The following is a 23,323-nucleotide window of genomic DNA, read 5'->3' as shown; positions in this document are numbered from 1 at the left end:
ACGGGCCCGCTCGCGGCGGGCCCGCGTGCGGTCCGATCAGCTGCCGGACCGTCCGAGCTGGGTGTCGATGAAGGCGAAGATCTCGTCGGTCGAGGCGTCCCGGAGCCGGTCGTCGGCCTCGTTCCCCTCGGGCGCGCTCCGACCCGGTGCCTCGTTCCACTTCAGCAGGACGTTCTGAAGCCGCGCTGTAATCGCCCCGCGCAGCCCCGGCTCCGACGGCACCGCCGCCAGGCTCGCCTCCAGCCGCTCCAGCTCCGCCATCGCCACCGACACCGCCAGCTCGGCCGGATCCGCCGGATCCGGGGCGATCGAGTCCCGGACGAACGCGGCGAGCGCCACCGGGGTCGGGTAGTCGAACACCAGGGTCGCCGGCAGCCGCAGACCGGTGGCCGCGTTCAACCGGTTGCGCAACTCGACCGCCGTGAGCGAGTCGAAGCCGAGCTCCTTGAACGCCCGGTCCGCGTCGACGCCGTCCGCCTCCGCGTGCCCCAGCACGGCGGCCACCAGCCCCCGCACCAGGTCCAGCACCAGCGCCGTCTGCCCCGCCGCGTCCAGCTCCGCCAGGCCCGCGAGCCCCACGGCCCCGGACTGCGCCGCACCCCGGCGGCGCACCCGCACCAGCCCGCTCAGCAGCGCGGGCAGCGAGCCCCCGGCCGCCCGGGCGTGCAGGGCCGGCAGGCTCAGCTCCACCGCCACCACCGACGGCCACTCCCCCGCCACCGACCGGTCGAGCGACCGGTCGAACAGCTCCAGGCCCAGCTCGGCCGAGAGCGGCAGCAGCCCGCCGCGCTCCACCCGGGCCAGGTTCGCGGCGTCCAGGTGACCCGTCATCCCGCTGTCCTGCGCCCACAGGCCCCAGGCCACGGAGGTCGCGGCCAGCCCGCGGGCCCGGCGGTGCTGGGCCAGCGCGTCGAGGAACGCGTTGGCCGCCGCGTAGTTCGCCTGCCCGGCGCTGCCGCTCACCCCCGCGAAGGAGGAGAACAGCACGAAGGCGGCGAGGTCCAGGCCGTCCGTCAGCTCGTGCAGGTGCTGCGCCGCATCGGCCTTCGGGCCCCACACGGTCTCGAACCGCTCCGGGGTGAGCGCGTCGAACACCCCGTCGTCCAGCACACCCGCCGCGTGCACCACGGCGGTCAGCGGGTGCTCGGCCGGCACCGACGCCAGGATCCCGGCCAGCACGCCGCGGTCGGCGACGTCGCCCGCGACCAGCTCCACCGAGGCGCCCAGGGCGGTCAGCTCCGCCAGCAGCCCCTCGGCACCCTCGGCCGTCCGCCCGCTCCGGCTGACCAGCAGCAGCCGCCCGACGCCGTGCCGCTGCACCAGGTGCCGGGCGACCAGGGCGCCCAGCGTCCCGGTCGCGCCCGTCACCAGCACGGTGCCCTCGGGATCGAGCCCGGCACCCGCGGGAACCGCCGGCGCGCCCGGCTGCGGCACCACGGCCGCCAGCCTCGGCACGTACGCCCGACCCTCCCGCAGCGCGAGCTGCGCCTCCCCGGTCGCCAGGGCCGCCGGGACGGCCTCCCGGCTCGCCGGGCAGCCGTCCACGTCGAGCAGCACGATCCGGTCCGGGTGCTCGGACTGCACCGACCGCAGCATGCCCCACAGCGGCGCGTGCGCGAGGTCCGGCACGTCCTCCGTCGCCCCGGCGGCGACCGCCCGGCGCGTCACCACGACCAGCCGCGAGCCGGTCAGCGACCGGTCCCCCAGCCACTCCTGCACCAGGGCCAGCAGCTCGTACGTCGCCGCTCGGGCGCCGTCGAAGCCGGACTCCTGCTTCTCCGACATCCGGGTGAGGAACACCGTGTCCGGGGCCGGGGCACCGGACGCCAGGGCCGCCCGCAGCTCGGCGAGGCTCGCGAACGACGGGACCGCGCCCAGCGCCTCGCCGAGGGCGAGGGGGTCCTCCCCCAGGACCGCCCGGAGGCCGGACACCGCGTTCCCGTCGGCCCGGGCGGGCACCCAGTCCACCGCGTACAGCGGACGGGCGCCCGGGTTCAGGGCGGCGAGCTGGTCCGGGGTGATCGCGCGGACGGTGAGCGTGTCGACGCTGATGACGGGGGTGCCGGCGGGGTCGGTGGCGGTGAGGGCGTAGGTGGTGTCGCCCGTGGACCGCCAGTGCGCGCGCAGGGTGGTCACACCGCTGGTGTGCAGGGTGACGCCGCTCCAGGCGAAGGGGAGCACGACCTGGTTGTCCGTCTGTCCCACCAGGAGGGTGTGCAGGGCGGCGTCGAGCAGGGCGGGGTGGAGGCCGAAGCCGCCGGTGTCGGTGCTGTCCTGCGGAAGCGCGATCTCCGCGAACAGGTCGTTGTCCTGGCGCCAGGCGGTGTGGAGGCCCTGGAACAGCGGGCCGTACTCGTAGCCGCGCCCGGCGAGCCCGTCGTAGAAGCCGTCGAGGTCGATCCGCTCGGCGCCCGAGGGCGGCCAGACGGCGTGCGCCGCTGCGGGCTCGGTGACGTCCGGGGTCAGTCGGCCGCCGGCGTGGCGGGTCCAGGCACCTTCGCCGTTCTCCGGGCGGGAGTGCACGGTCAGGGCGTAGCCGTCGTTGTCGTCGGGGGTGAGGGTGATCTGGAGGTGGACGCTTTCGCCGTCGGGGATGGTGAGGGGTGCGTGGAGGGTGAGGTCTTCGAGGTGTCCGGCGCCGAGGTGGTCGCCGGCCGCGATGGCGAGGTCGACGAACGCGGTGCCCGGGAGGAGGACGCTGCCCAGGACGGCGTGTTCGGCGAGCCAGGGCTGCGCGGCGTGGGAGAGGCGTCCGGTGAACACCGCGCCTCCCTCGCCCGCGAGGTCGACGGCGGCCGCGAGCAGAGCGTGCGAGGTGATGCTCTGCCCCAACCCCGACGCGTCACCCACGAGAGCCGGTGCCTCCAGCCAGTAGCGCTCGCGCTGGAAGGCGTAGGTCGGCAGGTCGACGGTGCGGCCTGCGGCGAGGGCGGGGATTTGGTTCCAGGTGACCGGGGCTCCGGCCACCCAGGCCTGGGCGAGGGAGTCCGTCAGGCGCGGCCAGCCGCCGTCCTGACGCCGCAGCGTCCCGATCACCGTCGCGCGCTCGCCCGAGGCTTCGACACTCTCCTGCACGCCGACCACCAGCACCGGATGCGCGCTCGACTCGACGAACAGCCGGAAGCCGTCCGCCAGCAGCAGCCGCGTGACCTCCTCGAAACGCACCGTCTGGCGCAGGTTGCGGTACCAGTAGCCGGCGTCCAGCAGCGCGGTGTCGATCCGCCCGCCGGTCACCGTCGAGTAGAACGCCACCTCGCCCGAGCGCGGCGCCACCGGCGCCAGCAGCTCGGCGAGCTCGTCCTCGATCAGCTCCACCTGCGCCGAGTGCGAGGCGTAGTCCACCGGGATCCGGCGTACCCGCACCCCGTCCGCCTCCGCGGCGGCGAAGAACGCGTCCAGTGCGCCCACCTCGCCCGCGACCACGGTCGACGCGGCGCCGTTGACCGCCGCGACACTCACACCCGACACGCCGGCCAAGCGCTCGCGCACCAACTCCGCGCCCAGCGGAACCGACACCATCCCGCCCGTCCCGGCCAGCCGCGTCAACGCCCGCGAGCGCAACGCCACCACCCGCGCACCATCCGCCAGCGACAGACCACCCGCCACGCAGGCAGCCGCGATCTCCCCCTGCGAGTGCCCCACGACGGCATCCGGCACAACGCCCAGCGAGCGCCACACCTCCGCCAGGGACACCATCACCGCCCACAACACCGGCTGGACCACATCCACCCGCTCCAACGACGGCGTGCCTTCCACACCCCGCAGCACATCGACCAGCGACCAGTCCACGAACTCCGACAACGCCCGCCCGCACTCGCCGATCCGCGCCGCGAACACCTCGGAGGAGTCCAACAACTCCACCGCCATGCCCACCCACTGCGAACCCTGCCCCGGGAACACGAACACCGTCCGCCCACCCGCAACAGCCCGACCACGCACCACATTCGGCGCCTCAACACCCTCCGCGAGCGCGGCCAACGCGGCCGACCCGCCCAACACCACCGCACGGTCCTCGAACACCGCCCGCGACGACACCAACGACACACCGATGTCGACGGGAGACAGGCCGTCCACGACCGTCAGCAACCGCGCCGCCTGACCCTCCAGGGCCCGCGCGCCACGACCCGACAACACCCACGGCACCACACCCGGCACGGCCGGGGCGTCGACGGTCGGAGCCTCCTCGGCCACGGGGGCCTGCTCCAGGATCACGTGCGCGTTCGTCCCACTGATACCGAACGACGAGACGGCACTTCGGCGCGGACGCCCGGCGTCGTCCCACTCACGCGTGTCCGTGAGCAGTTCGACCGCGCCCGAGTCCCACTCCACGTGCGGGCTGGGCTCCGTGACGTGCAGGGTGCGGGGCATGACGCCGTTGCGCATGGCCATCACCATCTTGATGATGCCCGCGACACCGGCGGCGGCCAGTGTGTGGCCGATGTTCGACTTGATCGAGCCCAGCCACAGCGGCTGGTCCGTCTCGTGTCCCTGGCCGTAGGTGGCGAGGAGCGCCTGCGCCTCGATCGGGTCACCCAGGCGGGTACCGGTTCCGTGCGCCTCGACCACGTCCACGTCGGACGTGGTGAGGCCGGCGTTCGCGAGCGCCTGACGGATCACCCGCTCCTGCGACGGACCGTTCGGCGCGGCCAGGCCGTTGGACGCGCCGTCCTGGTTCACCGCACTGCCACGGACCACCGCGAGCACCGGGTGACCGTTGCGCCGCGCGTCCGACAGCCGCTCGACGAGCACGATGCCGACGCCCTCGCCCCAACCCGTCCCGTCCGCCGAGGCCGAGAAGGCCTTGCAGCGGCCGTCCGTGGAGAGCGCACGCTGACGGCTGAACTCGATGAAGCTGGTCGGACCGGAGTTGATGGTGGCGCCACCGACGACGGCGAGGTCGCACTCGCCCTGGCGCAGCGACTGCGCCGCCAGGTGCAGGGCGACCAGCGAGGACGAGCACGCCGTGTCCACCGTCACCGCCGGGCCTTCGAGCCCGAAGGTGTAGGCGATACGGCCGGACGCCACGCTGGTGGTCGTACCGGTGGACAGGTAGCCCTCGAACTCGCCCGGGATCCGGCCCAGCCGGGAGGCGTAGTCCCCGGAGATCACGCCGGCGAACACGCCGGTGTCCGAACCCCGCAGACTCGCCGGGTCGATCCCCGCCCGCTCGAAGGCCTCCCACGCCGTCTCCAGCAGCAGACGCTGCTGCGGGTCGGTCGCCACCGCCTCACGCGGACTCATCCCGAAGAACTCCGGATCGAACCGGTCCGCCTCGTAGAGGAAACCGCCCTCACGTGTGTACGACGTCCCCGCGTGGGTGGGATCCGGGTTGTACAGCTTCTCCAGGTCCCAGCCACGGTCGGTCGGGAAGCCGGAGATCGCGTCGACACCTTCGGAGACCAGGTTCCACAGCCCCTCGGGCGAGTCCACGCCGCCCGGGAACCGGCAGGCCATCCCGACGATCACCACCGGGTCCTCGGCCCCGTCCGAACGGGACGGCACCGCCGCCACGACCGCACCCGACCGCTCGACACCGGACGCCTCCGTCAGCAGGAAGCCCGCCAGCAGCGAGGACGACGGGTAGTCGAACACCAGCGTCGCCGGCAACCGCAGACCCGTCACCCCCTGAAGACGGTTCCGCAGATCCACCGCCATCAACGAGTCGAAACCCAGCTCCTTGAACGCCCGCTCCGGATCAACAGCCTCCGCCCCCGAGTACCCCAGCACACCCGCGACCGCCGACCGCACCGTCTCCAGCACGACATGACGACGCTCCGCCTCACCCAGACCCACCAGCCGATCCGCGAACGAACCCCCACCCGAGGATCCACCACCAGCCACCGCCCGACGACGACGCACCGGCGCCAGACCACGAAGAACCAGAGCACTGGCCTCGTCGATCGTGCTCAGGTCGAGGCGAACCGGCACCACCGACGAGCGCCCGCCCGCCACCGCGACATCGAAGAGGCCCAAACCCTGCTCCACCGTCAGCGGCGTGATGCCGGAGCGGGCGATGCGGGCGAGGTCGGCCTGGGACAGTTCGTCGGCCATACCGCTGCTGTCGCCGCCCCAGAGGCCCCAGGCGAGGGAGGTGGCGGGGAGGTGGTGAGCACGGCGGTGGTCGGCGAGGGCGTCGAGGTAGGCGTTCGCGGCGGCGTAGTTCGCCTGGCCGGCGTTGCCCAGCACACCCGCGATCGAGGAGAAGACGACGAACGCGGACAGGTCCAGGTGCTCGGTGAGTTCGTGCAGGTTCCAGGCGGCGTCGACCTTGGGCCGCAGGACGTCTGCCAGCCGCTCGGGCGTGAGCCCTTCGATCAACGTGTCGGCGAGGACGCCGGCGGTGTGGATGACGGCGGTGAGTGGGTGGTCGGCCGGGACGGCGGCCAGCAGGTCGGCCGTCGCGTCGTGGTCGGCCAGGTCGCAGGCGGCGAAGGTGATGTCGGCGCCCAGGGCGGTGAGTTCGGCCGCGAGGTCGGCGGCGCCGAGGGCGTCGGCTCCACGGCGGCTGACCAGCAGCAGGTGCTTGGCCCCGTACGCGGTGACGAGGTGACGGGCGAAGAGACCGCCGAGCGTGCCGGTGGCACCGGTGATCAGGACGGTGCCGTCCGGGTCGAGGGCGGCCGGCACGGTGAGGACGACCTTGCCGACGTGGCGGGCCTGTCCGAGGAAGCGGAAGGCCTCCGGCGAGCGGCGGACGTCCCACTCGGTGACGGGAAGCGGACGCAGCGCGCCGCTCTCGAACAGCGCCACCAGTTCGCGCAGCATCTGCTGGATGCGCGCGTTCCCGGCCTCCATCAGGTCGAAGGCCTGATAGGCGACGCCCGTGTGGTCGGCCGCGACGACCTCCGGATCCCGGATGTCGGTCTTGCCCATCTCCAGGAACCGCCCGCCGCGCGGCAGCAGCCGCAGCGAGGCGTCGACGAACTCCCGGGCCAGGGAGTCCAGGACGATGTCGACGCCGCGACCGTCGGTGGCAGCGAGGATGCGCTCCTCGAACTCCAGCGTGCGGGAGTCGGCCAGCCGGTCATCGGAGAAGCCCAGTGACCGCAGCGTGTCCCACTTGCCGAGGCTCGCCGTGCCGAACACCTCGACCCCGAGGTGCCGCGCCAGCTGCACGGCGGCCATGCCGACACCACCGGCGGCGGCGTGCACCAGCAGGGTCTCCCCCGCCTCGGCCGCGGCCAGGTCGCGCAGCGCGTAGTACGCCGTCAGGAACACGATCGGGGTCGCCGTCGCCTGGGCGTACGACCAGCCCTCCGGGATCGGCGTCACCAGCAGGCGGTCCGTCACCGAGACCGGTCCCACGCCGCCCGAGAGCAGGCCCATGACACGGTCACCCGGCTTCAGGTCGGTCACGTCGGGCGCGACCTCCAGCACCACGCCGGCGCCCTCGCTGCCGATCCGCGCCTCGCCCGGGTACATCCCCAGCGCGATCAACACATCACGGAAGTTGAGCCCCGCCGCGCGCACGGACAGCCTGATCTGTCCGGCCTCCAACGGCTGGGCGGCCTCCGGGTTCGCGACGAGGGCCAGGCCGTCCAGCGTCCCCGCGCTCGCGACGTCGATGCGCCACACCGGGGTGTCCTGCGGCGGCGCCAGGAAGGCGGTGTCGCTGGTGACGGGGGTGAGGTGGGGGGTGTGGGGGGTGTTGTCGCGGTGGGCGGTCTGGGGGTGTCCGCTGCTGAGGGTGTCGGTGGTGAGGGGGTGGTGGTCCAGGTCGAGGAGTGAGATTCGCTGGGGGTGTTCGGTCTGGGCGGTGCGGGCGAGGCCCCAGACGGCGGCGCCGGTGAGGTCCGGTGCCGGGTCGGTGGGGTGGGTGGTGACGGCGTGGCGGGTGACGAGGGTCAGGTGTCCGTCGGTGTGGTCGGGGTGGGCGAGCCAGGCCTGGAGGGTGGCAAGGGTGCGGGTCAGCACCTCGTGGGTGTGGGCAGGGTCGGTGGTGGTGGAGGGTTCGATGGTGAGGACAACGTGGGCGTGCGGGGGCACGGTGTCGAGGTCAGTGTGAAGGGGTGCGTCGAGGCCGAATGTCTCGCTGCCAAGGACGACCGGGTGGTCGGTGGTGTCCGCCCGGGATGCGGGGACCGGGGTCCAGGTGAGCTGGTAGAGGTCGTTGGTGGTGGGGGTGGTGAGGTGGGCGGTGGTCGTGGGCAGGAGGGTCAGGGCGTCGATGGTGACGACGGGGGTGCCGGCGGGGTCGGTGGCGGTGAGGGCGTAGGTGTTCTCGCCGGTGGCCTGCCAGTGGACGCGCAGGGCGGTGGCGCCGGTCGCGTGCAGGGTGACACCGCTCCACGCGAACGGCAGCAGGACGGGCGGCTTGGCTCCGCCCTGCGCGGAGGCGGGGTCCTCCTCGGTGAAGAGGAGGGTGTGCAGGGCGGCGTCGAGCAGGGCCGGGTGAAGACCGAAGGCAGCGGTGTCGGTGTCGTCCTGCGGAAGGGTGATCTCCGCGAACAGGTCGCCGTCCTGGCGCCAGGCGGTGTGGAGGCCCTGGAAGAGCGGGCCGTAGGCGTAGCCGCGGTCGGCGAGGCGGTCGTAGAGGCCGTCCAGGTCGATCCGCTCGGCACCGGCCGGAGGCCAGACAGCGTGCGCCGCTGCGGGCTCGGTGACGTCCGAGGTCAGACGGCCACTGGCGTGGCGGGTCCAGAGGCCTTCGCCGTTCTCGGCGCGGGAGTGGACCGCGAGCGTGAAGCCGTCGTTGTCGTCGGGGGTGAGGGTGATCTGGAGGTGGACGCCCTCTCCGACGGTCAGCGGTGCGTGGAGGGTGAGGTCTTCGAGGTGTCCGGCGCCGAGGTGGTCGCCGGCCGCGATGGCGAGGTCGACGAACGCCGTGCCCGGCAGGAGGACGCTGCCCAGGACGGTGTGGTCGGCGAGCCAGGGCTGCGCGGTGAGGGAGAGACGTCCGGTGAAGACGGCGCCGCCGTCACCGGCGAGATCGACGGTCGCGCCCAGCAGCTCGTGACCGGCCACACGCAGGCCGAGGCCGGAGGCGTCGCCGGTGACGGCGGGTGCCTCCAGCCAGTAGCGGTCGCGCTGGAAGGCGTACGTCGGCAGCTCAACCGTGCGGCCGCCGACAAGAGTTGAGACCTTCTCCCAGGTGATGGGGGTGCCGGTGGTCCAGAGATGGGCGAGGGCGGTGAGGAAGGTCTCGTCCTCGGCCTTGTCCTTGCGCAGGGCCGCGACCGCGACCGTGTCGGTCTCCGCGAGGGTGGTGCGGGTCAGTGCGGTAAGGACGGGGTCGGGGCCCAGTTCCAGGAACGCGGTGATGCCCTGGTCGGCGTGGAGGTGCTGGACGCCCTGGTGGAAGCGGACCGTGCCGCGGATGTGTGCGGCCCAGTAGGCGGGCGACGTCAGTTGCTCGGTGGTGGCGAGGGTTCCGGTGACGTTGGAGAGCACCGGGATCGTGGGCGCGTTGAACGTCAGCCCGGCGATCTCCTGGGTGAACTCCTCCAGGACGCTGTCCATGTGGGGCGAGTGGAAGGCGTGGGAGACACTCAGGCGGCGGGTGCGTCGGCCCAGGCCGTGGAAGTGTGCGGCGATCTCCTCGGCGAGGGTGGCGTCTCCGGAGATGACGATGGAGGTGGGGCCGTTGACGGCGGCGATGGACACCGCGTCCTTGAGGAGCGGCAGGACCTCGTCCTCGGTGGCCTCCACGGCGATCATCGCGCCATCCGCACGCGCGGCCTGCATCAGCCGGCCCCGCGCGGTCACCAGACGCGCCGCATCGCTCAGCGAGAGCACCCCGGCGACGTGGGCGGCCGTGACCTCGCCGATCGAGTGCCCGCCGACCACGTGTGGCACCACGCCATGCGCCTCCGCGAGACGGAACAGGGCGGTCTCGACGGCGAACAGCGCCGCCTGCGTGTAGAGGGTCTGGTTCAGGTCGGCGTCATCGGCGAACAGCACGTCCTTCAACGGCCGGGGCAGGAAAGCGTCCAACGCGGCGCTCGCCTCGTCGAACGCCGCCCGGAAGACGGGCTGGGTTTCGTACAGCTCCGCACCCATGCGCGCACGCTGCGAGCCCTGGCCGGTGAAGAGCACGGCAAGACGGCCACCCGCGACAGCGCGGCCCCGCACCACACCCGGAGCCTCCGCGCCCTCGGCGAGCGCGGCGAGCGCGGCGAGCGCGGCCGACCCGCCCAGCACCACCGCACGGTCCTCGAACACCGCCCGCGACGACACCAACGACACACCGACATCAGCGGGAGACAAGCCGTCCACAGCCGTCAGCAACCGCGCCGCCTGACCCTCCACAGCCCGCGCACCACGACCCGACAGCACCCACGGCACCACACCCGGCACCGGCAGAACGTCCGCGCCCGGAGCCTCCTCGACAACCGGCGCCTGCTCAAGGATCACGTGCGCGTTCGTCCCGCTCACGCCGAACGACGACACACCCGCCCGGCGCGGGCGCCCGGCGTCGTGCCAGTCCTGGGCCTCGGTGAGCAGTTCGACGCTCCCGGCCTCCCACTCGACGTGCGGGGAGGCCTCGTCGGCGTGAAGGGTCTGCGGCAGCACACCGTGCCGCATCGCCATCACCATCTTGATGATGCCCGCGACGCCGGCCGCCGCCTGCGTGTGGCCGATGTTCGACTTGATCGAGCCGAGCCGGAGCGGCTGGTCCGCCGGACGGTCCTGCCCGTAGGTGGCCAGCAGGGCCTGCGCCTCGATCGGGTCACCCAACCGCGTCCCGGTCCCGTGCGCCTCGACCACGTCCACGTCCGCCGTGGTGAGACGGGCGTTCGCCAGTGCCTGCCGGATGACGCGTTCCTGCGACGGACCGTTCGGCGCGGTCAGGCCGTTCGACGCACCGTCCTGGTTCACCGCACTGCCGCGCACCACCGCCAGCACCGGGTGCCCCAGCCGCTGCGCGTCCGACAGCCGCTCGACGAGCAGCACACCGACGCCCTCGGCGAACCCCGTACCGTCGGCGTCGGCCGAGAAGGAGCGGCAGCGGCCGTCCACCGACAGGCCGCGCTGACGGCTGAACTCGGTGAACAGGGTCGGCGCGGCCATCACGGTGACGCCGCCGGCCAGGGCCATGCCGCACTCGCCACGGCGCAGCGCCTGCACGGCCAGGTGCAGGGCGACCAGCGAGGACGAGCACGCCGTGTCCACCGTCACCGCCGGGCCCTCCAGCCCGAACGTGTAGGCGATGCGGCCGGAGGCGATGCTCGTCGTGCTGCCGGTCAGCAGGTAGCCCTCGTACTCGTCCGGGACCTCGTCCGCCCGCGACGCGTAGTCCTGGGCGATGACGCCGACGAAGACGCCGGTGTCACTGCCCCGAACGGCGGCGGGGTCGATGCCGGCCCGCTCGAAGACCTCCCACGAGGTCTCCAGCAGCAGGCGCTGCTGCGGATCGGCGGTCGCCGCCTCGCGCGGGCTGATGCCGAAGAACTCGGCGTCGAAGTCACCGGCCCGCTCCAGGAAACCGCCCCTGCGGGTGTACGACGTCCCGGGGGTCTGCGGGTCCGGGTCGAAGAGCTTCTCCAGGTCCCAGCCCCGGTCGGTGGGGAAGTCGGAGATCGCGTCGGCGCCCTCGGCCACCAGCCGCCACAGCTGTTCGGGCGACTCGACGTCCCCCGGGTAGCGGCAGCTCATCCCGACGATCGCGATCGGCTCCTGATCCTTCGCCTCCAGGTCGCGGAGGCGCCGGTTGGCCTGGCGCAGGTCCGCGGTGGCGCGCTTGAGATAGTCGCGGAGCTTTTCTTCATTCGTCGCCATCAGAAGTTTCCGATCTCATTGTCGAGTGCATCGAAGAGCTCGTCGTCGGTGGCCGAGTCCAGGTCGTCGTCCTCCGCGGTGTCCGCGTCGGAGGTCTCGGACCACTTCCACAGCAGGGCCTGGAGCCTGGTGACGATCCTCGTCTGGGCGTCGTCGTCACCTGCGATGGAGCCGAGGGCGGCGTCGATCCCGTCCAACTGGGCGATCACGCTCCGGGAGAGGTCCGCCGCCTCGGGGGCGAGGGCGTCCAGCAGGTGGTCGGCGAGCGCGCCGGGGGTCGGGTGGTCGAAGACCAGCGTCGCGGACAGCTTCAGACCGGTGGCCGATCCGAGGCGGTTGCGGAGCTCCACCGCGGTCAGTGAGTCGAAGCCGAGCTCCTTGAACGCCCGCTCCTCGTCCAGCCGGCCGGCGTCGGTGTGGCCGAGCACGGCGGCGGCCTGCGCCCTGACCAGGCCGAGCACGGTCTTGCGCTGCTCCTCGCCCGACAGCCCGGCCAGGGTGTCCTTGAACGGGACGCCGGTCGCGCCGGCGGCCCGGGCCGTGCTGACGCTGCGCCGGGTGGCGGTGGTGTGGACCAGGCTCCGCAGGACGTCCGGGACGTCCTCCGGTGCCGTGGTGGCGCGCATCGCCGCCACGTCGATCCGGATCGGGACGACGACCGGCTCGACCGACCCCCGGGCCGCGTCGAACAGCGCCATGCCCTGCTCGGAGGTGATGGCGTGCACGCCCGTGCGCTTCATCCGGGCCAGGTCGGCCTCGCCCATGTGGGCCGTCATGCTGCTCGTCTGCGCCCACAGGCCCCAGGCCAGCGAGTGCGCCGGCAGTCCGAGGGTCCGGCGGTGCCGGGCCAGCGCGTCCAGGTAGGCGTTGGCGGCGGCGTAGTTGGCCTGCCCGGCCGTCCCGAGCGTGCCCGCCGCGGAGGAGAACAGGACGAACGCCGACAGATCCAGCTCCTTGGTGAGCTCGTGGAGGTTCCACGCCGCGTCCACCTTGGGCCGGAGCACGGTCTCCAGGTCCTTCGGGGTCAGGGCGTCGAGGACGCCGTCCGCGAGGACGCCCGCCGTGTGGACGACGGCGGTGAGGGGGTGCTCGACGGGAACACCGGCCAGCAGCCCGGCAACCGCCTCGCGGTCCGCGACGTCACAGGCCGCGACCTCGACCTCGGCCCCCAACTCCTCCAGTTCGGCGACCAGTTCGGCAGCCCCGTGCGCCCCGAGGCCGCTCCGGCTGGTCAGCAGCAGGCGCCGGACACCGTGGTCGGTCACCAGGTGGCGGGCCACCAGGCCGCCGAGCACGCCGGTCGCCCCGGTGATCAGGACCGTCCCCTCGGGCGGCACCGGCTGCGGGAGGACGAGCACCAGCTTGCCGATGTGCCGGGCCTGGCTGAAGTACCGGATGGCGTCGGGCGCCTGCCGGACGTCCCACGTGGTCACCGGCAGCGGCCGGAGGACGCCGCTCTCGAACAGCTCCCGCAGCTCGCGCAGCATCTGCTGCACCCGCTCCGGTCCGGCGTCGAGCAGGTCGTAGACCCGGTAGGCCACACCGTCGTACTGCTCGGCGATCCGCGCGGGGTCGCGCTTGTCGACCTTGCCCATCTCCAGGAAGCGCCCGCCCCTGCGCTGGAGCCGCAGCGAGGCGTCGACGTACTCGTGCGCAAGGGAGTTGAGAACGACGTCCACCCCCCGGTCGCCGAGGACCGAACGGAACTCCTCCTCGAAGTCCAGGCTGCGCGAGGACGCGATGTGGTCGTCGGGGATCCCCGCCTCGCGGAGCGTCCCCCACTTGCCCCGGCTCGCCGTCGCGAAGACCTCCAGCCCCCAGTGGCGGGCCAGTTCGAGCGTCGCCAGGCCCACGCCGCCGGTCGCGGCGTGCAGCAGCAGAGACTCGCCGCGCTGGACGTCGGCCAGGTCCACCAGGCCGTAGTACGCGGTCAGGTAGACCACCGGCGCGGCGGCGGCCTGCGCGAACGACCAGCCGGTCGGCATGTGCGTGATCCAGCGGTGGTCGGTCACCGCGACGGGCCCGAGCACGGTGCTCAGCAGGCCCATGACCCGGTCACCCGGCGCGAACCCGGTGACGTCCGGCGCGACCTCCGTGACCACACCCGCGACCTCGCCGGCCTTCGCCCGGCCGTCGTCGGGCACCATGCCCAGCGCGACCAGGACGTCCCGGAAGTTCAGGCCCGCCGCGCGCACCGAGATCCGCACCTGCCCCGGACGCAGCGGACTCAGCGCCTCCGGGAAGGAGTTGAGCGAGATGCTGTCGAGCGAACCCCTGACCTCCATGTCGAGGCTCCACGGCTCCGGCCCCTCGGGCACGGCCAGGATTCCCTGGTCGGTGACGGGGGTGAGGTGGGGGGTGTGGGGGGTGTTGTCGCGGTGGGCGGTTTGGGGGTGTCCGCTGCTGAGGGTGTCGGTGGTGAGGGGGTGGTGGTCGAGGTCGATGAGGGTGATGCGGTGGGGGTGTTCGGTCTGGGCGGTGCGGGCGAGGCCCCAGATGGCGGCGGCGGTGAGGTCGGGGGCGGGGTCGGCGGGGTGGGTCGTGACCGCGTGGCGGGTGACGAGGGTCAGGTGTCCGTCGGTGTGGTCGGGGTGGGTGAGCCAGGTCTGGAGGGTGGTGAGGGTGCGGGTCAGCACCTCGTGGGTGTGGGCGGGGTCGGTGGTGGTGGAGGGTTCGACGGTGAGGACGACGTGGGCGTGCGGGGGCACGGTGTCGAGGTCGGTGTGAAGGGGTGCGTCGAGGCCGAACGTCTCGCTGCCGAGGACGACCGGGTGGTCGGTGGTGTCCGTCCGGGATGCGGGGGCGGGGGTCCAGGTGAGCTGGTAGAGGTCGTTGGTGGTGGGAGTGGTGGCGAGTTGGTCCGGGGTGATCGCGCGGACGGTGAGCGTGTCGATGGTGATGACGGGGGTGCCGGCGGGGTCGGTGGCGGTGAGGGCGTAGGTGTTGTCGCCGGTGGCCTGCCAGTGGACGCGTAGGGCGGTGGCGCCGGTGGCGTGCAGGGTGACACCGCTCCAGGCGAACGGCAGCACCACACGGTCCTCGGCCTGCTCGACCAGCAGCGTGTGGAGGGCGGCGTCCAGCAGCGCCGGGTGGAGACCGAAGCCACTGGTGTCGGTGTCGTCCTGCGGAAGCGCGATCTCCGCGAACAGGTCGCCGTCCTGGCGCCAGGCGGTGTGGAGGCCCTGGAACAGCGGGCCGTACTCGTAGCCGCGCCCGGCGAGCCCGTCGTAGAGGCCGTCCAGGTCGATCCGCTTCGCGCCCGATGGGGGCCAAACGCCCCCGATGGCAACGGGGTTGGCGGCCTCCGAGGTCAGGCGGCCACTGGCGTGGCGGGTCCAGATGCCCTCGGCGTTCTCCGGGCGGGAGTGGACCGCGAGTGCGAAGCCCTCGTTGTCGTCCGGGCTCACCGTCACCTGGAGGTGGACGCCCTCCCCCTCGGCGATGGTCAGCGGTGCGTGGAGGGTGAGGTCTTCGAGGTGTCCGGCGCCGAGGTGGTCGCCGGCGGCGATGGCGAGGTCGACGAACGCCGTGCCGGGGAGGAGGACGCTGCCCAGGACGGCGTGTTCGGCGAGCCAGGGCTGCGCGGTACGGGAGAGGCGTCCGGTGAACACCGCGCCTCCCTCGCCCGCGAGGTCGACGGTCGCACCCAGCAGCTCGTGACTTGCCACACGCAGGCCAAGGCCCGAAGCGTCGCCGGTGACGGCGGGCGCTTCCAGCCAGTAGCGGTCGCGCTGGAAGGCGTAGGTCGGCAGGTCCACGGTGCGGCCTGCGGCGAGGGCGGGGATCTGGTTCCAGGTGACCGGGGCTCCGGCCACCCAGGCCTGGGCGAGGGAGTCCGTCAGGCGCGGCCAGCCGCCGTCCTGACGCCGCAGCGTGCCGACCACCGTCGCGCGCTCGCCCGAGGCTTCGACACTCTCCTGCACGCCGACCACCAGCACCGGATGCGCGCTCGACTCGACGAACAGCCGGAAGCCGTCCGCCAGCAACAGCCGCGTGACCTCCTCGAACCGGACCGTCTGCCGCAGGTTGCGGTACCAGTAGCCCGCGTCCAGCAGCGCCGTGTCGATCCGCCCGCCGGTCACCGTCGAGTAGAACGCCACCTCGCCCGAACGCGGCACCACCGGCGCCAGCAGCTCGGCGAGCTCGTCCTCGATCAGCTCCACCTGCGCCGAGTGCGAGGCGTAGTCCACCGGGATCCGGCGCACCCGCACCCCGTCCGCCTCCGCGGCGGCGAAGAACGCGTCCAGCGCGCCCACCTCGCCCGCGACCACGGTCGACGCGGCGCCGTTGACCGCCGCAACGCTCACACCCGACACGCCGGCCAAGCGCTCACGCACCGCCTCCGCGCCCAGCGGAACCGACACCATCCCGCCCGTGCCGGCCAGCCGCGTCAACGCCCGCGAGCGCAACGCCACCACCCGCGCACCATCCGCCAGCGACAGACCACCCGCCACGCAGGCAGCCGCGATCTCCCCCTGCGAATGGCCCACGACGGCATCCGGCACAACGCCCAGCGAGCGCCACACCTCCGCCAGGGACACCATCACCGCCCACAACACCGGCTGGACCACATCCACCCGCTCCAACGACGGCGACCCCTCCACCCCCCGCAGCACATCGACCAGCGACCAGTCCACGAACGGCGACAGCGCCCGCCCGCACTCCCCGATCCGCGCCGCGAACACCTCGGAGGAGTCCAGCAACTCCACCGCCATACCCACCCACTGCGAACCCTGCCCCGGGAACACGAACACCGTCCGCCCACCCGCAACAGCCCGACCACGCACCACATTCGGCGCCTCAACACCCTCCGCGAGCGCGGCCAACGCGGCCGACCCGCCCAACACCACCGCACGGTCCTCGAACACCGCCCGCGACGACACCAGCGACACACCGATGTCGGCCGGCGACAGGCCGTCCACCGCCGCCAGCAACCGCGCCGCCTGCCCCTCGACGGCTTTGGCACCACGACCCGACAGCACCCACGGCACCACACCCGAGACCTCAGGGGTCCCGGCCTCGGCCGCGTCCGTCCGGTCGTCCTGCGGCGCGAGCGGCTGCTCCAGGATCACGTGGGCGTTGGTTCCGCTCAGACCGAAGGAGGAGACGGCGCTGCGGCGCGGACGCCCGGCATCCTGCCACGCGCGGGCCTGGCTGAGCAGTTCGACGCTGCCCGTCTCCCACTCCACGTGCGGCGACGCCTCGTCGGCGTGGAGGGTCTGCGGCAGCACCCCGTGCCGCATCGCCATCACCATCTTGATGATGCCCGCGACGCCGGCGGCGGCCTGCGTGTGGCCGATGTTCGACTTGATCGAGCCCAGCCAGAGCGGCTGGTCGGCGTCACGTCCCTGCCCGTACGTGGCCAGCAGCGCCTGCGCCTCGATCGGGTCACCCAACCGCGTACCCGTCCCGTGCGCCTCGACCACGTCCACGTCCGCCGTGGTGAGCCGGGCATTCGCGAGCGCCTGACGGATCACCCGCTCCTGCGACGGACCGTTCGGCGCCGTCAGACCGTTCGACGCGCCGTCCTGGTTCACCGCACTGCCACGTACCACCGCCAGCACCGGGTGACCGTTGCGCCGCGCGTCCGACAGCCGCTCCAGCAGGACCAGGCCGGCGCCCTCGCCCCACGCGGTGCCGTCGGCGTCCGCCGAGAAGGGCTTGCAGCGGCCGTCGGGCGCCAGACCGCGCTGGTGGCTGAACTCCACAAAGGTGGTCGGCGTCGACATCAGCGCGACACCACCGGCGAGCGCCATGCTGCACTCGCCCTGGCGCAGGGCCTGGGCCGCCAGGTGCAGCGCGACCAGCGAGGACGAGCACGCCGTGTCCACCGAGACGGCCGGGCCCTCCAACCCGAACGTGTAGGCCACGCGGCCGGAGGCGACGCTCCCGGCGGTGCCCGTGGCGAAGAACCCGTCGAAGCCTTCCGAGGCCTGCTGCATGCGCGAGCCGTAGTCGTTGTACATCACGCCGGCGAACACGCCGGTGTCCGAACCCCGCAGACTCGCCGGGTCGATCCCCGCCCGCTCGAAGGCCTCCCACGCCGTCTCCAACAGCAGACGCTGCTGCGGATCCGTCGCCACCGCCTCACGCGGACTCATCCCGAAGAACTCCGGATCGAACCGGTCCCCCTCGTACAGGAACCCGCCCCCACGCGTGTACGAGGTTCCGGGAGTGTCCGGGTCTGGGCTGTAGAGCCTCTCCAGGTCCCAGCCGCGGTCGGTCGGGAAGCCGGAGATCGCGTCGACACCCTCGGAGACCAGGTTCCACAGCCCCTCGGGCGAGTCCACGCCGCCGGGGAACCGGCAGGCCATCCCGACGATCACCACCGGGTCCTCGGCCCCGTCCGACCGCGACGGCACCACAGCCGCCCGTTCGGCCACGGGCACCGAACCACCCGCCTCCGCCAGGAGGAAGCCCGTCAGCACGGACGAGGACGGGTAGTCGAACACCAGCGTCGCCGGCAACCGCAGACCCGTCACCCCCTGAAGACGGTTCCGCAGATCCACCGCCATCAACGAGTCGAAACCCAACTCCTTGAACGCCCGCTCGGGATCGACAGCCTCCGCCCCCGAGTACCCCAGGACACCCGCGACCGCCGACCGCACCATCTCCAGCACGACATGACGACGCTCCGCCTCACCCAGACCCACCAGCCGATCCGCGAACGAACCCCCACCCGCAGACCCACCACCGGCCACCGCCCGACGACGGCGCACCGGCGCCAGACCACGAAGAACCAGAGCACTGGCCTCGTCGATCGTGCTCAGGTCGAGGCGCACCGGCACCACCGACGAGCGCCCACCCGCCACCGCGACATCGAAGAGGCCCAGGCCCTGCTCCACCGTCAACGGCGCAATACCGGAACGGGCGATGCGGGCAAGGTCGGCCTGCGACAACTCCTCCGCCATGCCACTGCCGGCCCCACCCCAGAGGCCCCAAGCCAAGGAGGTCGCCGCGAGGTTGTCAGCACGGCGACGGATCGCGAGCGCATCGAGGTAGGCGTTCGCGGCGGCGTAGTTGGCTTGGCCGGCGTTGCCGATGATGCCGGTGATGGAGGAGAAGAGGACGAAGGCGGAGAGGTCCAGGTGCTCGGTGAGCTCGTGCAGGTTCCAGGCGGCGTCGACCTTGGGGCGCAGGACGTCCGCCAGCCGCTCGGGCGTGAGTCCTTCGATCAGTGTGTCGGCGAGGACGCCGGCGGTGTGGATGACGGCGGTGAGTGGGTGGTCGGCCGGGACGGCGGCGAGGAGCGCGGCGGTCGCGTCGTGGTCGGCCAGGTCGCAGGCGGCGAAGGTGATGTCGGCGCCGAGGGCGGTGAGTTCGGCCGCGAGGTCGGCGGCGCCGGGGGCGTCCCCGCCACGACGGCTGACGAGGAGCAGGTGCTTGGCCCCGTACGCGGTGACGAGGTGACGGGCGAAGAGGCCGCCGAGAGTGCCGGTGGCACCGGTGATCAGGACGGTGTCGTCCGGGTTTAGGGCGGTGCTGGTGGTGCCGTCGTTGGTGGCGGGGGTGAGGTGGGGGGTGTGGGGGGTGTTGTTGCGGTGGGCGGTTTGGGGGTGTCCGCTGCCCAGGGCCTCGGTGGTGAGGGGGTGGTGGTCGAGGTCGATGAGGGTGATGCGGTGGGGGTGTTCGGTCTGGGCGGTGCGGGCGAGGCCCCAGATGGCGGCGGCGGTGAGGTCGGGGGCGGGGTCGGCGGGGTGGGTGGTGACCGCGTGGCGGGTGACGAGGGTCAGGTGTCCGTCGGTGTGGTCGGGGTGGGCGAGCCAGGCCTGGAGGGTGGCGAGGGTCCGGGTCAGCACCTCGTGGGTGTGCGCCGGGCCGGTCACGGTGGACGGCTCGACGGTGAGCAGGACGTGCGCGTGCGCGGGCACCGTGTCCAACTCGGCGTGAACCGGCGCGTCCAGACCGAACGTCTCACTGCCGAGGACGACCGGGTGGTCGGCGGCGGGCTCGACGCTCTTGCCGGTGGGGGTCCAGGTGAGTTGGTAGAGGTCGTTGGGCGTGGTCGCGAGCTGGTCCGGGGTGATCTCCCGGACGGTCAGCGCCTCGACACCGATCACGGGGGTGCCAGCGGGGTCGGTGGCGGTGAGGGCGTAGGTGTTCTCACCCGTCGCCTGCCAGCGCACACGCAGCGCGGTCGCGCCGGTGGCGTGCAGGGTGACGCCGCTCCAGGCGAAAGGCAGAACCACCTGGTTGTCCGCCTGCTCCACCAGGAGGGTGTGGAGGGCGGCGTCCAGCAGCGCCGGGTGGAGGCCGAAGCCGCTGGTGTCGGTGTCGTCCTGCGGAAGGGTGATCTCCGCGAACAGATCGCCGTCCTGGCGCCAGGCGGTGTGGAGGCCCTGGAACAGCGGGCCGTAGGCGTAGCCGCGCCCGGCGAGCCCGTCGTAGAGGCCGTCCAGGTCTATAAGCTCCGCGCCGACCGGAGGCCAGGCACCCTCGATGGCAACGGGGTTGGCGGTCTCCGAGGTCAGAAGACCGGTCGCATGAAGAACCCAGACACCCTCACCGTCCTCCGAACGGGAATGCACCGTGAGCGAGAAGCCCTGGTTCTCGTCCGGGCTCACCGTCACCTGGAGGTGGACACCCTCGCCCTCGGAGATGGTCAACGGCGCGTGGAGGGTGAGGTCTTCGAGGTGTCCGGCGCCGAGGTGGTCGCCGGCCGCGATGGCGAGGTCGACGAACGCCGTGCCCGGCAGGAGGACGCTGCCCAGGACGGCGTGTTCAGCGAGCCAGGGCTGCGCGGCGTGGGAGAGGCGTCCGGTGAACACCGCGCCGCCCTCGCCCGCGAGGTCGACGGCGGCCGCGAGCAGAGCGTGCGAGGTGATGCTCTGCCCCAACCCCGACGCATCTCCGGTCGGGGCAGGCGCGTCGAGCCAGTAGCGACTGCGCTGGAAGGCATACGTCGGCAGATCGACAAGACGGCCGCCCGACAGCGCGGGGGTCTGCTGCCACGCCACCGGGGTGCCGGTGGTCCAGAGGTGGGCGAGGGCGGTGAGGAAGGTCTCGTCCTCGGCCTTGTCCTTGCGCAGTGCGGCGACGGCAACCGCGTCGGTGTCGGTGAGGGTGGTGCGGGTGAGGGCGGTGAGGACGGGGTCGGGGCCGAGTTCGAGGTAGGCGGTGATGCCCTGTTCGGTGTGGAGGTGCTGGATGCCCTGGTGGAAGCGGACGGTCGCGCGGATGTGCCCGGCCCAGTAGGCGGGTGAGGTCAGCTCCTCGGTGGTGGCGAGGGTTCCGGTGACGTTGGAGAGCACGGGGATCGTGGGCGCGTTGAACGTCAGCCCGTCGATCTCCCGGGTGAACTCCTCCAGGACGCTGTCCATGTGGGGGGAGTGGAAGGCGTGGGAGACACTCAGGCGGCGGGTGCGTCGGCCCAGGCCGTGGAAGTGTGCGGCGATCTCCTCGGCGAGGGTGGCGTCACCGGAGATGACGATGGAGGTGGGGCCGTTGACGGCGGCGATGGACACCGCGTCCTTGAGGAGCGGCAGGACCTCGTCCTCCGTCGCCTCCACGGCGATCATCGCACCGTCACTGCGCGCGGCCTGCATCAGCCGGCCCCGCGCGGTCACCAGACGCGCCGCATCGCTCAGGGACAGGACCCCGGCGACGTGGGCGGCGGTGACCTCGCCGATCGAGTGCCCGCCGACGACCTGCGGCACCACACCATGCGCCTCCGCGAGACGGAACAGGGCGGTCTCGACGGCGAACAGCGACGCCTGCGTGTAGAGGGTCTGGTTCAGGTCGGCGTCATCGGCGAACAGCACGTCCTTCAACGGCCGGGGCAGGTGGGCGTCCAACGCGGCGCTCGCCTCGTCGAACGCCGCCCGGAACACCGGCTGCGTCTCGTACAGCTCCGCACCCATGCGCGCGCGCTGCGATCCCTGCCCGGTGAAGAGCACCGCGAGACGGCCACCCGCCACCGCACGACCCCGCACCACACCCGGAGCCTCCGCGCCCCCGGCCAGCGCCGCCAGCGCGGCCGACCCGCCCAGCACCACCGCACGGTCCTCGAACACCGCCCGCGACGACACCAGCGAGGCACCCACGTCCGACGCCGGCAGCCCGTCCACGGCCGCCAGCAACCGCGCCGCCTGCCCCTCCACAGCCCGCGCACCACGACCCGACAGCACCCACGGCACCACACCCGGCACCGCCGGGGCGTCGACAGTCGGAGCAACCTCGGCCACGGGCGCCTGCTCCAGGATCACGTGCGCATTCGTCCCACTGATACCGAACGACGACACCGCGCCACGACGCGGACGGCCCGCGTCCTCCCACACCCGTGCCTGGCTGAGCAGCTCGACCGCACCGCTCTCCCACTCCACATACGGCGACGCCTCGTCCGCGTGCAGCGTGCGCGGCAGCACACCGTGCCGCATCGCCATCACCATCTTGATCACACCCGCGACACCCGCCGCCGCCTGCGTGTGCCCGATGTTCGACTTGACCGACCCCAACCACAACGGCCGGTCCGCCTCACGCCCCTGCCCATAGGTGGCCAGCAGCGCCTGCGCCTCGATCGGGTCACCCAACCGCGTCCCCGTCCCGTGCGCCTCGACCACGTCCACATCCGCCGCCGACAGACCGGCGCTCGCCAGCGCCTGGCGGATCACCCGCTCCTGCGACGGACCGTTCGGCGCCGTCATCTGGCTGCTCTTGCCGTCCTGGTTCACCGCCGAACCGCGGACCACCGCCAGCACCGGGTGGCCGAGCCGCTGCGCGTCCGAGAGCCGCTCGACGAGCAGCACGCCGACGCCCTCGCTCAGCGCGGTGCCGTCGGCACCGGCGCCGAAGGCCTTGCAGCGGCCGTCGGGTGCGAGGCCGCGCTGGCGGCTGAACTCCAGGAGGGCATTGGGCGAGGCCATCACGGTGGCGCCGCCGACGACGGCGAGGTTGCACTCGCCCTGCCGCAGCGACTGCGCCGCCAGGTGCAGGGCGACCAGCGAGGACGAGCACGCCGTGTCCACCGTGACCGCGGGGCCCTCCAGCCCGAACGTGTAGGCCACCCGGCCGGAGGCGACGCTGCCGGCGCTGCCACTGACGACGTAGCCTTCGAGGCCGTCGGGCATACGGGTCATGCGGGAGCTGTAGTCGTTGTACATGACGCCCGCGAAAACGCCGGTGCGGCTGCCGCGCACGGTGGCGGGGTCGATGCCGGCCCGCTCGAACGCCTCCCAGGCGGTCTCCAGGAGCAGGCGCTGCTGCGGATCGGTCGCGAGCGACTCACGCGGGCTGATGCCGAAGAAGTCGGCGTCGAACAGATCGGCGTCGTGCAGGAATCCGCTGCCGCGCGAGTACACCGTGCCCTGCTGGTCCGGGTCGGGGTGGTAGAGGGCGTCGAGATCCCATCCGCGATTTTCCGGAAACGCGGAAATGGCATCGGTTTCACCGATCACCGCGTCCCACAATTCCTCGGGTGAGCGAACATCTCCGGGGTATCGGCAGGCCATACCCACGATCGCGATCGGCTGCTGATTCTCGTTCTCCAATTGCTGGACACGTTGCCGTGTCACATGGAGATCCGCAGTGACCCGCTTGAGATAGTCGCGGAGCTTGTCCTCGTTCGACGACATGCGTTATCCACCCTCTCCTCGCGGGGCCGTCACCT

Annotated in this window: 2 protein-coding genes; both read right to left on the bottom strand. The window is 72.6% G+C overall.

Annotated features, from left to right (window positions below; all coding sequences use genetic code 11):
- Window positions 1-36 precede the first annotated feature (36 nt).
- Window positions 37-11,721, bottom strand: coding sequence for an SDR family NAD(P)-dependent oxidoreductase (locus ACFCLZ_RS28760; protein WP_380286313.1), 11,685 nt, complete (start codon window positions 11,719-11,721; stop codon window positions 37-39).
- Window positions 11,718-23,288, bottom strand: coding sequence for an SDR family NAD(P)-dependent oxidoreductase (locus tag ACFCLZ_RS28755; RefSeq protein ID WP_380280639.1), 11,571 nt, complete (start codon window positions 23,286-23,288; stop codon window positions 11,718-11,720). Before ACFCLZ_RS28755 ends, ACFCLZ_RS28760 begins: the two co-directional genes overlap by 4 nt.
- Window positions 23,289-23,323: the final 35 nt, after the last annotated feature.

Origin of the sequence: Kitasatospora purpeofusca (assembly GCF_042691725.1) — a bacterium.
GTDB lineage: Bacteria > Actinomycetota > Actinomycetes > Streptomycetales > Streptomycetaceae > Kitasatospora > Kitasatospora purpeofusca_B.
Note: the sequence above shows the minus strand (reverse complement) of the source record. Positions and strands in the feature narration are given on the sequence as shown.